11 protein-coding genes are annotated in these 13,762 nt (G+C 70.6%); 7 read left to right on the forward strand and 4 right to left on the reverse strand.

The window, feature by feature from the left end:
- Window positions 1-15: 15 nt before the first annotated feature.
- The gene (locus OHS33_RS03530; RefSeq protein WP_330328903.1) at window positions 16-999 is read right to left on the reverse strand and encodes an acetylxylan esterase; all 984 of its coding nucleotides are present in this window, start codon (window positions 997-999) and stop codon (window positions 16-18) included.
- A gap of 1,134 nt (window positions 1,000-2,133) precedes the next feature.
- Between OHS33_RS03530 and chvE the strand changes: the two genes are divergently transcribed.
- The 3 genes from chvE to mmsB all read left to right on the forward strand — a co-directional run bounded on the left by chvE (window position 2,134) and on the right by mmsB (window position 6,126).
- Entirely contained in the window at window positions 2,134-3,237 is a 1,104-nt protein-coding gene (chvE, locus tag OHS33_RS03540; protein ID WP_330328904.1) for a multiple monosaccharide ABC transporter substrate-binding protein, read from the forward strand.
- 102 nt (window positions 3,238-3,339) lie between these two features.
- The gene (mmsA, locus tag OHS33_RS03545; RefSeq protein WP_330328905.1) at window positions 3,340-4,887 is read left to right on the forward strand and encodes a multiple monosaccharide ABC transporter ATP-binding protein; all 1,548 of its coding nucleotides are present in this window, start codon (window positions 3,340-3,342) and stop codon (window positions 4,885-4,887) included.
- A gap of 3 nt (window positions 4,888-4,890) precedes the next feature.
- Complete coding sequence (gene mmsB, locus OHS33_RS03550; protein WP_330328906.1) at window positions 4,891-6,126, forward strand: multiple monosaccharide ABC transporter permease; 1,236 nt, start codon at window positions 4,891-4,893, stop codon at window positions 6,124-6,126.
- Between the two features lie 22 nt (window positions 6,127-6,148).
- On the opposite strand, the gene OHS33_RS03555 is transcribed toward mmsB, so the two are convergent.
- Both OHS33_RS03555 and OHS33_RS03560 read right to left on the reverse strand, forming a co-directional pair.
- Window positions 6,149-6,466 (reverse strand): hypothetical protein, encoded by a 318-nt coding sequence (locus OHS33_RS03555; protein ID WP_330328907.1) that lies wholly within the window; start codon window positions 6,464-6,466, stop codon window positions 6,149-6,151.
- A complete protein-coding gene (locus OHS33_RS03560; RefSeq protein ID WP_443065411.1) occupies window positions 6,463-7,242 on the reverse strand; it encodes a phytanoyl-CoA dioxygenase family protein in 780 nt (259 codons plus the stop codon). The genes OHS33_RS03555 and OHS33_RS03560 overlap by 4 nt, the downstream gene beginning before the upstream one ends.
- A 182-nt stretch (window positions 7,243-7,424) precedes the next feature.
- On the opposite strand from OHS33_RS03560, the gene OHS33_RS03565 reads away from it, so the two are divergent.
- The 4 genes from OHS33_RS03565 to OHS33_RS03580 all read left to right on the forward strand — a co-directional run bounded on the left by OHS33_RS03565 (window position 7,425) and on the right by OHS33_RS03580 (window position 10,702).
- On the forward strand, window positions 7,425-8,321 hold the full coding sequence (locus tag OHS33_RS03565; RefSeq protein WP_330328909.1) for an AraC family transcriptional regulator: 897 nt from the start codon (window positions 7,425-7,427) through the stop codon (window positions 8,319-8,321).
- A gap of 10 nt (window positions 8,322-8,331) precedes the next feature.
- Window positions 8,332-9,228 carry an expansin EXLX1 family cellulose-binding protein gene (locus OHS33_RS03570; protein ID WP_330328910.1) on the forward strand — a complete coding sequence of 299 codons (897 nt, stop codon included), beginning with the start codon at window positions 8,332-8,334 and terminating at the stop codon, window positions 9,226-9,228.
- A gap of 125 nt (window positions 9,229-9,353) precedes the next feature.
- The gene (locus OHS33_RS03575; RefSeq protein ID WP_330328911.1) at window positions 9,354-9,887 is read left to right on the forward strand and encodes a SigE family RNA polymerase sigma factor; all 534 of its coding nucleotides are present in this window, start codon (window positions 9,354-9,356) and stop codon (window positions 9,885-9,887) included.
- Window positions 9,884-10,702 carry a hypothetical protein gene (locus OHS33_RS03580; RefSeq protein WP_330328912.1) on the forward strand — a complete coding sequence of 273 codons (819 nt, stop codon included), beginning with the start codon at window positions 9,884-9,886 and terminating at the stop codon, window positions 10,700-10,702. The genes OHS33_RS03575 and OHS33_RS03580 overlap by 4 nt, the downstream gene beginning before the upstream one ends.
- A gap of 68 nt (window positions 10,703-10,770) precedes the next feature.
- On the opposite strand, the gene OHS33_RS03585 is transcribed toward OHS33_RS03580, so the two are convergent.
- Entirely contained in the window at window positions 10,771-13,320 is a 2,550-nt protein-coding gene (locus OHS33_RS03585) for an RICIN domain-containing protein (protein ID WP_330334890.1), read from the reverse strand.
- Window positions 13,321-13,762 lie beyond the last annotated feature (442 nt).

The following is a 13,762-nucleotide window of genomic DNA, read 5'->3' on the forward strand; positions in this document are numbered from 1 at the left end:
GGGCGTACAGGGCGGTCAGAGCTCCGGTCCCAGGCCGCGCTCGCGCAGCCAGGCCAGTTGCACGGGCGGGTTGGAGCCGTAGCCGCCGCCGTGGTCGCCGAACGGCCACACGGTCATGGTGCGGTCCTCGCCCGCGTACCGGTTGAAGGCGGCGTAGACCGTGGAGGGCGGGCAGACCGGGTCCATCAGGGCCACGCTGAACAGCGTCGGCGCGGTGGCCCGCCGGGCGAAGTGGACGCCGTCGAAGTGGTCGAGGGTGGCGAAGGCCGGCTCCACGCGGTGAGGGCTGTGCCGGCGCAGGTACTTGGCGATCTCCTGGTACGGGCCTTCGCCGCAGATCGCGGTGGCGTGGCGGAAGTGGCACAGGAACGGAACGTCCGGCATCGCGGCCGCCACGCGGTCCCCGGCGAGACCGGCGACGGCGAGCGCCAGACCGCCCCCCTGGCTTCCTCCGGCCACCACGATCCGGCGGCTGTCGAGTCCGGGCAGCTCCGCGACCGCGTCCACGGCGCGCACGCAGTCGGTGATCAACCGCCGGTAGTAGTAGGTGTCGGGAGAGTCGATGCCGCGGGTCATGAAGCCCTCGACCCACTGCGTGCCGTCGCCCACGCCCCGGTCCGGGGTGTCGTGGCCCTGGCCCCGGCTGTCGACGACGAGTTGGGCGTAGCCCGCGGCGGACCAGAGCAGGTGCTCGGTGGGCAGTCCGCGACCGCCGCCGTAGCCCATGTAGGTGATGACGACCGGCAGCGGTCCGGCCGCGTCGCGCGGGCGCAGCAGCCAGGCGGCCACCGGTTCGCCGTTCCAGCCGGGGAAGCGCACGTCGTCGACCTCGACGGTGTGCAGCAGGTGCTGGGCGGTGACCCGTTCCACCTTGATCGCCGTGTCGTGCGACCGGGCTTCGGCGAGGGTCCGCCGCCAGAAGTCGTCGAAATCCGTCGGATCGGACAACTCGGGGCGGTAGCTGATGAGTTCGTCCTCGCCGAGGTCTGTGAGCGGCATGGGGGCTTCCTCCGGTCGGAGAGGTGACGGGGTGGCGGAGCTCGGCGGCCCCAGGGGGCCTTGCCTCGCAGGTCCGGGCGGTGGTGCGGGAGCGGGCACGGGGAAGGGGGTGGCGGCCCGCCCCCCTGCGGCGGGCCGCCGGTCTCGCGGGTGCGGGCCTCAGCCGGTCCCGCTGACCTCAGCCGGTCCCGCTGGACGCGGTGAAGCCGAAGGCGGCCAGATGGAAGCAGGCCCTGGCCCCAGGCGGCGCCGAGACCGACGACCTGCGGGAAGACGGGTCGCCACCCCCGCCCAGGAGGCCCCGAGCAGGGCCTCGCCGCCGGTTCGGAAGGAGCCGATGCCGAGGCGCGGGACGGTTGGTAGGCACTGGTGCGGCATCGCGAGCCGCTCGTCGAGCGTGAGCCGTTCGAGCAGCAGGGAACTCACGTGGACACCCCTCGGCGGGTCGGGCGTTACGATCATTTGTCGAAGCGCTTCGACGCTGACATGAACCACTGCCAGTGTCAACTGTCCCTCGTGAAACCAGTTTCCGTATTTGTTCAGGTTCCCCCCGAACGCGCCACACGCCGTTCGCCCGGTCCAAGGTGTCCAAGCGCTTCGACAGTCGGCCTGGGGTGGGATCAACGACGGCGACGGCGAGGACCGCCGGAAGAAACGGTGCGCCGGACGGCAGGGATCAGGTCGCTTCCTCGGCCCTCACACGGGAACCGGCGTTCGCTCCTGCGGAGTTGAAGCTTCACCTCTCTCGATGAGGCAAATTGTGGGCGTTCACAATCTTGCCGTGAAGGGACCCTGGAGGCGAGTGAGGCAGGCGGACTCCACCATGTCACCGCGCTCGACAAAGCCGCAGAAACCGCGGAAGCCGTCCGCGGTCGGCGCGCCCGGACGTCCCGCTGAGGAGCCGCCCCGGCGAGGAGGCTGCCCGCCTGCGGCGATGTTGCCCAATGGTGATCTGAACAGACCCTTGACGACACACTTGTGAGCGTTAACACTCAGGTATCGCCAGGCCGGAGCCGCTGCAAACCTGAACTTCGCAACAGCGCGAGGAACGACTCCCGGCCACCCCGCTCGACCGCTTCCGGTTCTCCCAGCCGGGTCGCACTGTGCCGGTCGCGGAACATCACTGGAGGAACTGTGCGGAAGCTTTCAGCGGGCCTTGTCACTCTGGGCCTGACGCTGTCGCTGGCAGCCTGCGGCCAGAGCGCCAACGGAACGGGCGACGCCGGGGCCGGCGGGACCGGCGGGGACGCCAAGGGCGGCCTCATCGGCATCGCGATGCCGACCAAGTCGTCGGAGCGCTGGATCAACGACGGCAACAACATGGTCAAGGAGTTCCAGGCCAAGGGTTACAAGACCGACCTCCAGTACGGCGACAACGTCGTGGAGAACCAGGTCTCCCAGGTGGAGAACATGATCACCAAGGGCGCCAAGCTGCTGGTGATCGCCGCCATCGACGGTTCCTCGCTCACGAACGTGCTGCAGAAGGCCGCGGACGCCCACGTCCGCGTCATCTCCTACGACCGGTTGATCCGCGGCACCGGGAACGTCGACTACTACGCGACCTTCGACAACTACAAGGTCGGCGTTCTCCAGGGCAGCTACATCGTCGACAAGCTCGGCCTCAAGGACGGCAAGGGCCCCTTCAACGTCGAGCTGTTCGCCGGCTCGCCGGACGACAACAACGCCGCCTTCTTCTACAACGGCGCGATGAGCGTCCTCAAGCCGTACATCGACGACAAGAAGCTGGTCGTGCAGAGCGGCCAGACCTCCCTCAACCAGATCGCCACACTGCGCTGGGACGGCGGTCTCGCCCAGTCCCGGATGGACAACCTGCTGAGCAAGTCGTACACAGCCGCCCGCGTCGACGCCGTGCTCTCGCCGTACGACGGCATCTCGATCGGCATCATCTCCTCGCTCAAGGGCGTCGGCTACGGCGCCGGCCGGCCACTGCCCGTCGTCACGGGCCAGGACGGCGAGCTGGCCTCGGTGAAGTCGATCATCGCGGGCGAGCAGACCCAGACCGTATACAAGGACACCCGCCAACTGGCCAAGGCCGCCGTCCAGATGGGCGACGCGCTGCTGACCGGCGGCAAGCCCGAGGTCAACGACACCAGCCAGTACAACAACGGCGTCAAGGTCGTGCCGGCGCAGCTGCTCCAGCCGGTCAGCGTCGACAAGGAGAACTACCAGAAGGTCCTGGTGGACAGCGGCCAGTACACCGCGGACCAGCTGAAGTAGCCCGCGGAGCCCGACCGGCGGGTCCGGCGACGACGAAACGGCGGTGCGACGTCCGGGAGACCGGACGCCACCGCACCGCCCCGACGATACGGATGCACAATCATGGCCCGACCCGTTCTCGAAATGCGGTCGATCAGCAAGACGTTTCCCGGTGTCAAGGCCCTCTCCGAGGTCAACCTGACCGTCGCCGCCGGTGAGGTGCACGCCATCTGCGGCGAGAACGGCGCCGGCAAGTCCACGCTGATGAAGGTGCTCAGCGGGGTCCACCCCCACGGCGACTACGAGGGCGAGATCTACTTCGAGGGCGAGCCCTGCCGGTTCCGGGACATCCGGGCCAGCGAGCAGCGCGGCATCGTGATCATCCACCAGGAACTCGCGCTGGTGCCCTACCTGTCCATCGCCGAGAACATCTTCCTCGGCAATGAGCACGCCACCCGGGGCGTCATCAGCTGGCACAAGACGCTGACCCACGCCGCCGCGCTGATCCGGCAGGTCGGACTCGACGAGAGCCCGCACACCAGGATCGCCGATCTCGGCGTGGGCAAACAGCAGTTGGTCGAGATCGCCAAGGCGCTCGCCAAGAAGGTCAAGCTGCTCATCCTGGACGAGCCGACGGCCGCCCTGAACGACGAGGACAGCCGCAAGCTGCTCGACCTGATCCTCGAACTCAAGGCCCAGGGCATCTCCTGCATCCTCATCTCGCACAAGCTGAACGAGATCGCCCGGGTCGCCGACTCCGTCACCATCCTGCGCGACGGGCGGACCATCGAGACCATCGCGATCGGTCCCGAGGGCATCTCCGAGGAGCGGATCATCCGTGGCATGGTCGGCCGCGACCTGGAACACCGCTACCCCGAGCGCGCCCCCGAGATCGGCGAGGTCGCCTTCGAGATCGAGGACTGGAGCGTCCAGCACCCGATCGACCACCGGCGCAAGGTGGTCGACGGCGTCTCGCTCAACGTCCGTCGAGGCGAGATCGTCGGCATCGCCGGCCTCATGGGCGCCGGCCGCACCGAACTGGCCATGAGCGTCTTCGGCCGCTCGTACGGACGGTGGACCGGCGGCCGGGTGCGGCTGGACGGCCGGGAGATCCGTACCCGGACGGTGCCGGAGGCGATCGGGCACGGCATCGCCTACGTGACCGAGGACCGCAAGCAGCTGGGCCTCAACCTGGGCGACGACATCAGCCGGAACATCTCGCTGAGCGCCCTCGGCAAGGTCGCCCGGCGGGGCTGGGTCGACCGGCACGAGGAGGCCCGGGTCGCCGAATCGTTCCGGCGGACCATGAACATCAAGGCCCCCTCGGTGTTCGCGGAGACCGGCAAGCTCAGCGGCGGCAACCAGCAGAAGGTCGTCCTCAGCAAGTGGATCTTCGCCGAGCCGGAGGTGCTGATCCTCGACGAACCCACCCGGGGCATCGACATCGGCGCCAAGGCGGAGATCTACACCGTCATCGCCGAACTCGCCGCCCAGGGCAAGACGGTACTCGTCATCTCCTCCGAACTCCCCGAACTCCTGGGCCTGTGCGACCGGATCTACACCATGGCCGAAGGCCGGATCACCGGTGAGGTCGACCGCGCGGAAGCCACCCAGGAATCCCTCATGCGGCTCATGACCATGAGCGCGGCATACCCCGACAAGCAGGTGTGAGGCATGGCCCAGACCAAGACCACCCCAGAGACCACGCCCGGCACACCGCAGACCGGCCGACGTGCGTCGGCCGGTGCCGTACTGGCCCGAGCGCTGCGCGGCAACCTGCGCCAGTACGGGATGCTGCTCGCGCTGGCGCTGATCGTGCTGCTGTTCCAGTTCTGGACGGACGGCATCCTGCTCCAGCCGCTCAACATCACCAATCTGATCCAGCAGAACAGCTACATCCTCATCCTGGCCATCGGCATGATGATCGTCATCATCGCCGGGCACATCGACCTGTCGGTCGGGTCGCTCGCCGCCTTCGTCGGGGCCGCCGCCGCGGTGATGATGGTCAAACACCACGCGCCGTGGCCCGTGGCGCTGGTGGCCGCGCTGCTGATCGGGGCCCTCGCCGGAGCCTGGCAGGGCTTCTGGATCGCCTATCTCGGGATCCCCTCGTTCATCGTCACGCTGGCCGGCATGCTGCTGTTCCGCGGCGGGACCCAGATCCTCCTGCAGGGCCAGTCGGTGGCGCCGTTCCCCAAGGGCTTCCAGAACATCAGCAGCGGCTTCCTCCCCGCCGTCGGCCCCCACACCAACTACCACAACCTCACCCTCCTGCTGGGCCTCGCGGTGCTGGCCGTCGCGATCCTGCAGGAGGTGCGCGGACGGCGGCAGGCCGCCTCGTACGGGCTGGAACCGCTCCCGGCCGGGCTGTTCCTGGTGAAGCTCGGCGCGATCACCGCGGCCGTGGTGGCGTTCACGCTGCTGCTGGCCAGCTACCACGGCGTGCCGATCGTCCTGCTGATCCTCGGCGTCCTGCTGGTCGGCTTCGGATACGTGATGCGCAACTCGATCCTCGGCCGGCACACCTACGCCATCGGCGGCAACGAGGCGGCGGCGCGGCTGTCCGGGGTGAAGAGCAAGCGGGTCGTCTTCCTGGCCTTCGTGAACATGGGCGTCCTCGCGGCCCTGGCCGGGATGGTCTTCGCCGCCCGGCTCAACGCCGGTACGCCGCAGGCCGGCGTCAACTTCGAGTTGGAGGCGATCGCCGCGGCCTTCATCGGCGGCGCCTCCGCGAGCGGCGGTGTGGGTACCGTCCTCGGTGCGCTCACCGGAGGTCTGGTGCTGGGCGTGCTGAACAACGGCATGTCGCTGGTCGGCGTGGGCACCGACTACCAGCAGGTGATCAAGGGCCTGGTGCTGATGGCGGCCGTCGGCTTCGACGTCTACAACAAGCGCAAGGCCGGAGGCTGACCCTGCCCCTCCTCGGCTCCGCTCACGCGTCGACGATCCGCTCGAAGAAGAACTCGTGCTTGAGGAAGGAGACGTCGTACTCATGACCCGGGTGGGGCGGGAGCAGCTGCGCGGCCTGGATCAGCCGCCAGCCCGCCCGGAGCGCCGCCACCCCCGACGCGTACGGCGGCTCGTCGCTGTCGCCCGTGGTCGGCGAGGTGCGGCCCGTGCCGTCGTACAGCGACCAGCCCACGACAGGGGAATCCAGCGCCGAGGTGGCCGAGTACAGGACCAGCACCTGCTGCCGCGGCACCGACGCGGCGCCTTCCGCCCGCTCGGAGTGGATTGCTTCGGTCGTCATGCCCGTACCTCCGCGGGGCGGTTGGACACCCTGGTCACCCAGTGGTCGAGGTCGAAGTGGTCGTCGCCGGTCAGTACCCGCCACAACAGGATGCGGTTGTACCGCTCCAGCCGGCCGGTCGCCCCCTCGTACCACGGGAACATGGTGTCCAACTCCACGGCCACCTGCGGGTCTTCGAGATCCGAGGTGTTCCACAGGCGCTGTTGGCGCACCCTGGGATTGAAGCGGATCTTGAACATGTAGCGCATCGTGCCGCTGTCGTTGCGCCGGCCCCCGTGCCAGAGGCCGTGGTGCAGAAACACCACCGTCCCGGCCGGGCAGACCAGCCGGTCCTGGCCGCGCAGGTTCTGGTAGCGGCCGGTGTCGGACTCGTTGATCCGCCGCAGGTGGCTGCCCGGCACGGTGAGCGTTCCGCCCATCTCCAGCGTCACCGCCTGCGGAAAGTACATCAGCTGCACGTCGAAGGCGTCCGGCCGGACGTCGATGATGGCGTCCCCGTGCAGCGGCTGCGCGTCGCCGCCGTGGGGCTCGCGGGTGTGCACGAAGTGGTGGTCCACCCACGGCTCCGGGCCCACGAGGCTGTGCAGGGCCCCCGCCACCTGGGGAAGTTCCAGCAGCCGACGGACGAAGGACGCCCGAGCGTAGGCCTCGGACAGCGGGGTCCCATACGGCACGGGCGGCACCCCGTCGGCCAGTACCGCCAAACCCTCGGTGTTCATTTCCGCCGGGACCACCGCGTCCAGTCGCAGCGACCCGCGTGCCACGAACCGCGCCATCCGCACCGAATCGAGTAGTTCTCGCGTGTTCTCCACGGCGGCCACGCTAGGCCCGGCGGCCGCGCGCCGCGTGGGCCACGTTCACCCTCCTCTGGTCGATTCTCACCACCGTGCCCGGCACGCGGGGTGGGAGGGTGGTGGTCCTGGAGCGGCTCACTGACGCGCCGACAGGAAAGGTGACCGTGCACACGACACTCGCCCATCTTGACGAGCCGCCCACGCTCGCCGCCGTCGGCATCGGCGTGCACGGCCCTGCCGGCCACGTGGACGTGTTTTCCCTGCCGGACCTCTGGCAGCTCCATCTGTACGACTACGAGGCCGATGTGACGGTCGACGGCACGGAGTACGCGATCCGCCCCGGCCGGGTCAGCCTCGTACCGCCCGGCGCCGAGGTCCGCTATCGCTACCGGGGCCGGTCCTCACACCTCTACGTCCACCTCCACCTGGGCTCGGGCGGAACCCCCCGCAGCATTCCGGTGATCCAGCACGTCGGCCCCGAACTCACCTGGCTCACAGCCCAGTTGCGACAGGCACTGGCAGCCTGGCCGAACACCCCCGCACGGGCCGCGGCCGAGGTGTGGGCCGCCCTGTGGCGGGTCGCCCAGCTCGCGCCCGCGAGGGAGCGGAACACACAGGCCGGCCATCCGGCGGTCGCAGCCGCCGTGGCCCTCATCGAGGCGCGGCTGGGGCAACCCCTGACGGTCCCGGAGATCGCGGCGGCGGCCGGTGTCTCCCACAACCACTTGACGCGCCTCTTCCGCGCCGCGACGGGGGAAACGGTCGTCGGCTACATCCGGGCCCGGCGCATGGAACGGGCGCGCCACTTCCTGCAGGCCACCACCCTCTCCATCCCCGCCGTCGCCGCATCGGTCGGCATTCCCGACCTCCAGGTGTTCAACAAGGCGTGTCGCCGCGCGCTCGGAGCTTCGCCGCGCGGCATCCGCGGCGCCCAGCCCGTTTCCCACAACGGCGGCAACCTTTTCGCGTCCTGCGGCGACCAGGCAGTGCACCTCGACTCGAATCTCCGAACGGACGGACATGCAGACTGCACGGCAGGCCGCGCGGCAGCGCAGGCGTAGACACAGGCTGATGCTGGGGACGGCAGTGGTACTGACCGCCGCGGGCGTCCTCTTCTGCCTGGTGACGGCCATGCTCCCCGGCCCCAAGGCCGGGGCCGGGTCCCCGGCCCACGTGGCCGCCTCCGCCGCCACCCCGGCGGGAGCCGCGCCCTCGGCCCTGACGAGCCCGTCCCCGGCGGACAGCTCGCCCGCCTCGGCGACCCCGAGCGCGGCCGGCGCGACGGCCACCACGCGGACACCACAGCCTTCGGCGAAGGAAACCCCACCAGCGGCGTCCACCCCGGCACTGTCGGCAGGACGCATCCAGCCCGGGACCACCTACAAGGGCGTCGCCACCGCCTACGCCGCCGGCGACGGCAACGGCGCCTGCCTGTTCGGCCCGAGCGACGACCTCATGGTCGCGGCGATGAACACCACCGATTACGAGTCGTCCAGGGCGTGCGGCGCGTACGTGCGCGTACGCGCCGCGAACGGCGCTTCGATCACGGTCCGGATCACCAACGAATGCCCGCTGCCCTGCGCGCCCGGACAACTGGACCTCAGTCAGCAGGCCTTCGCGAAACTGGCCGACCCCACGCTCGGCCGCATCCCGATCACCTGGAGCCTGCTGAGTCCCCAGACGTCCGGAGCTCTCTCCATCCGGTACAAGACCGGGTCCAGCCCGCACTGGTGCGGCATCCAGGTGATCGACCACCGCAATCCGGTCGCGCGGCTGGAGGTACGCACCGCCGCGGGCTGGCGGAGACTGCCCCGTACCGACTACAACTACTTCCTCTCCGCCGACGGCAGCGGGTGCGGCGGCGCGATGAGGATCACCGACATCTACGGAGAGCAGCTGACGGTCGAGGGCACCGCGCTGCTCCCGGACGTCGCACAACCGACCCGGGTCCAGTTCGCCCCGCACTGAAACCACACGGCGGCCGGGTGGCCGCTCCGGTTCGGCGGATCGGAGCGTCCTGGGCCGTACCGGGCGCTGATACGCTGCCGCCCGGATGTTAGCGCACACATTTTCGAAAGGGGCGACCGTCGGACATGGTCCTCGATGACGCGTCCGCGGAGTTCCACGACTTCTTCGAACGCCACTACGCGGAACTCGCCCGGTTCGCCCATCTTCTGACGGGCGAGGCGGACGGCGCCGACGATCTGGCCGCGGACGCCCTGACCGCGCTGTGGCAGCGCTGGGACCGGCTGCGCCAGGCCGAACACCCACTCGCCTACGCCCGTGGCGTGGTCGCCAACCTGGCACGGTCACGGATCCGCAGCGCGGTGCGCGAGCGCCGCCGGATCGCCCTGTTCTGGTCCCGTGGCGCGGAGCCGTTGGACGGTCCGGACGTGGCCGCAGTGGTGGACGTGCGGACCGCTCTCGCCCGGTTGCCGTTCCGGAAGCGGACGTGCGTGGTCCTGCGGCACGCTTTCGACCTGTCGGAGAAGGACACCGCGCTGGCGCTCGGGATATCGGTCGGTACGGTGAAGAGCCAGACCTCGAAGGGGTTGGCCGAACTGGAACGGATGCTGGACGGCACGGGATCAGCCGGGGAACTTCTGGCGGGGAGGAGGAGTCGTTGAACGAGGAGCTCGCCGAGCGGCTGCGCGCAGCCGCCGAGGCCCACCAGCCCGACCGCGCCCGGATCCTGGCACGCGTGGAACGCGGCATGTCCGGCGCCCCCGCCCGCCACCGCGAGCGGTCCGGCGTGAGGCCCTGGCCCAGGGTCGCGCTCGCCTCCCTCACCGCGGTCGGCACTCTGGCGGTCGGTGGTTTCGCCGTGGCCGCCATCGTCCAGTCACCGCCGGCCCGGCCGGAGGTCTCGGCCACCCCCGCCGCGCCGTCGGCGCCGTCCAGGCCCCCCGGACCAACACCGGCGACACCGCCGACACCATCGGCGCCCGCCACCGGCCGCCCGACCACGCCGGACCGTTCGTCCCCGCCGGGCCCCAGCCCCTCGGCGCCGAGCCCCGCGGACTCGGCCCCGCCCGGCAGCGCGCACGTCCAGGACGGGCCTCTGTCGTCGGCCGGCGCCTTGGGCGCGAACAGCAACGGCTTCTGGGCGCAGAGCAACGTCACCCTCACGTCCACGGAGCCGCTCAGCGCGCTCACCGTGGAACTGCGCATCGCGCAGACCGGAGCGGTGCAGAGCACCGGCAATTGGCGGACGCTGCCGGCCGAGGATTTCACCGTCACCGTGCAGAACGAGGGCGGGGCAGTGGTCTACCGCTGGATCCTCAAGCCGGGCCGCACGGTACCGGCCGGACAGCATGTCTTCGCCGGCCAGTACAACCACGCCACCGGCGCACGCGAGGCCGGGCACGACGGCTACCGCGTCGACGCCGGCGGTCCCCGCGGCGCCCTCTCGGTCTGGGGCGGATTCACCCCGCCACGATGAGGCCGTGCCACGAGGCCGGCCCGTGGGTGGAACGGCGTGGACCGCCGCCCGCCCACGGGCCAGGAGCATCAGGACAGGTCGCCGTACACCACGCCACGGCCGTAGCCGCCCAGGTAGACCCGGCCGTACACGTCGGGGTCGCCGCTGATGACGTTGACGGCGTTCCCACCGAACTGGTGCTGGTCGTCGTTGATCCGGACCCAGACCGAGCCGCCGTCGGTGGAACGGAACAGCCCGGCGACGCCCTTCACCTTCCCGCTGAGGTAGAGCGCCTGGTACCCGGCACCCGGGGCCGGCTTGCCGAAGCCGACGGCGCTCGCCCGCTCCACGCCGCCGAGCTTGCCGAAGCTCGTCCCACCGTTGGTGGAGTGCAGGAGTCCGTTGCCCCCACCGGTGATCCACAGGTCACCGGCGATGCCCGGAACCGCCTTCAGCTGCCCGTCGCCCAGGCCGGTGGCCCGGGCGCCGAAGTGCTTCCCTCCGTCGGTGCTGGCGTACAGGGTGCCGCCACTGAGGGCGTAGAAGGTGTCCGCCGCCGAACGGTCGGCCACCACGGCCGTGTCCTTGGGGAGACCGGAGGCCGCCGTCCAGGACGACCCGCGGTTGGTCGAGGAGTACGGAACCTGCCCGTCGGGGGTCCACACCACCGTGCCGCCGTCCGCCGAGACGGCCGCGGAACCGCCGCCCGCTTCGCGCACCGGCGCCGCGGCGAAGGGTGCCCAGTCGGCTCCGCCGTCCGTCGAATAGGCGCCGTGCTGCGCCCCGCCGAGACCGACCCGCACCATGAACCGCGGCTGCGACTGGGCGAAGTCGATACCCGTGGTGTTGGTGAACAGCGGTCCGGACAACGCCTTGGCGGGCACCTTGGTGAGGTCCTCGTGCCGGAACCCGCTGACATCGCCGAGGGCACTGATCAGGGGAAGACCGGGGGGCTTGATCAGCCCGAGGGTCGCGGTCTCCTCCAGGCCCTTGGCCGGGACGGTCCAGTGCGTCGCCCGACCGGTGTCCGCCGCGGTCACGTCGTTGCTGCCCCACATCCCCGATCCGGTGCCGTACAGCACGTGCCCCGAATCGAAGGGGTCGATGGCCAGGGCGCCCATCCAGTGACCGATGCCGGTGCCCACGTAGGGCGCTGCGGAGCTGTCCCGCACCGAGGTCGCGCCGAGCGCCTTCCAGGAGGCGCCACCGTCGGCGGACCGGTAGATCTCGTCCGAGGGCCACCAGCGGTCCAGCGTGGTGACCATGACCGTGGACGGGTGCTTCGGATCGACCGCCAGGCCGGCGAATCCGTAACCGCCGCTGGACGGCGAGATGTTCTTCCAGCCCCCGCTGGACGGGGTGTACTTCCACACCGAACCGGCCGTCACCCCGTTCGGGCCCGGCGCGTTGGTGTACGTCAGGTACAGCGAGCCGTCGCCGGACGGCACACCGTGCTGCGGCAGCTCCCCCTTCGGCTGGCCGGGCACGGCCTGCCAGGTGCTGCCGCCGTCGGTGGAGCGGTACAGCGAGGTGGTCTTGTCGGCCACCCCGACGTAGATCGTCCGGCTGCCGGACGGACCGAAGGTCACGAAGGAGAGGCCTACGCCGCTGCTCGCACCGTCCTTCACGGGGAAACCGGCGACCTGGCTCCAGGTCACGCCGTAGTCGGTGCTGCGCCAGAGCCCGTTCTTGCGGGTACCCAGGTAGAGCGTGCGGTGGTCGGACGGGTCCACCACCAGCCGCTCACCCATGGACCGGCCATCCTCGTTGCCCCCCAGCTTGAACGGCAGGTCGGTGCGCTGGAACGTCCTGCCCTGGTCGGTGGAGCGCAGGATCGCGCCGTTGCCCGCCCAGTCGTTGGTGTAGGTGCCGCTCGCGAGGTACAGGCGGTTCGGGTCGACCGGGTCGGTCGCCAGGCTCTCCGTCCCCAGCAGGTTCCAGTCGGCTCCGCCGATCCAGTCGGTCAAGGAGGTCCAGCGGGCGGCGGTCGCGTCCCAGCGGTAGGCACCGCCGATGTCGGTCCGTGCGTACAGCAGGTCCTTGCGGGCGGGGTTGAAGACCAGCCCGGTGACGAACCCGCCGCCGACTATCTGCGCGTTGTGCCAGGTGTACCTGCTGCCCGAGCCGCCCGCCTTCACCAGCTTCCACCGCTGGTTGGTGCCGCCCTGGTCCGCGTACTGGACGAGCGGCACGCCGTCGCCGCTGGAGCCGCCCCACACGTCCAGCACCATGCCGCTGCTCCGGGAGACGATCTTCACCGCCGCGCCGCCGACGTCGTCCATCTTCCACTGCTGCGCGGCGCCGCCGTGGTCGGACTGCTGCTCGACGGCGGCCGCCGACTGTCCGGAAGCACCCCGCACTCCGAGGACCTTCTTGCTGCTGCGGTTCTCCAGCTCGTAGTAGCCGTCCCGCGTCGGCCTCAGCCGCCATTGCTGACTCGCCGCGCCGGCCACGCGGCTCTGCTGCCGGGTCCAGACGCCGTCCGACGTGTCCGCCCCGGGCACGTCCAGCACCTTGTCGCTGCGCACGGACACCACCTCGTAGTAGGCGTCGGTATCCAATGTCGCGGCCTCCGAGTCGGCCTGCACGAACAGCAGGTAGGGGCCGAGCACACCGGGCACGCCCAGCGCCAGACCCATCGTCGTCCAGCGCCGGCGGTGGCGTCCCCGCGTACGCCGCTCGCCACCGGCCGCGTGCGTGCGCCGACCGCGACCGTGCGCGGTGGGATCCGTCTCGTTCATGGGGGGGGTGCTCCTTGCTCCGGACCTGCCTCGCACACCCGCTCAGGTCAGCGGTGCGCAGCAGTACGCGGCGGTGTGATCGGACGATCCGTGGGTGTGATCGTCTTGGGGTCGCCCCTCAGTCGCCGCAGCTCCGCCAAAGGTTGCCGACCGCCGAAGCCCTCCTCGGCCCACCGACGGCCTGGCCCAGCGCGCGGATGCAATTCCGGCAGGGCTCCCTGACCCCGTCCCTTCCTCACCGCCGACGCCGACGCCGACGCCGACGCGGAGGCGGAGGCGGAGGCCGAGGTGGAGGCCGAGGTGGAGGCCGAGGTGGAGGCCGAGGTGGAGGCCGAGGTGG

This window comes from Streptomyces sp. NBC_00536 (assembly GCF_036346295.1).
Taxonomy (GTDB): Bacteria; Actinomycetota; Actinomycetes; order Streptomycetales; family Streptomycetaceae; genus Streptomyces.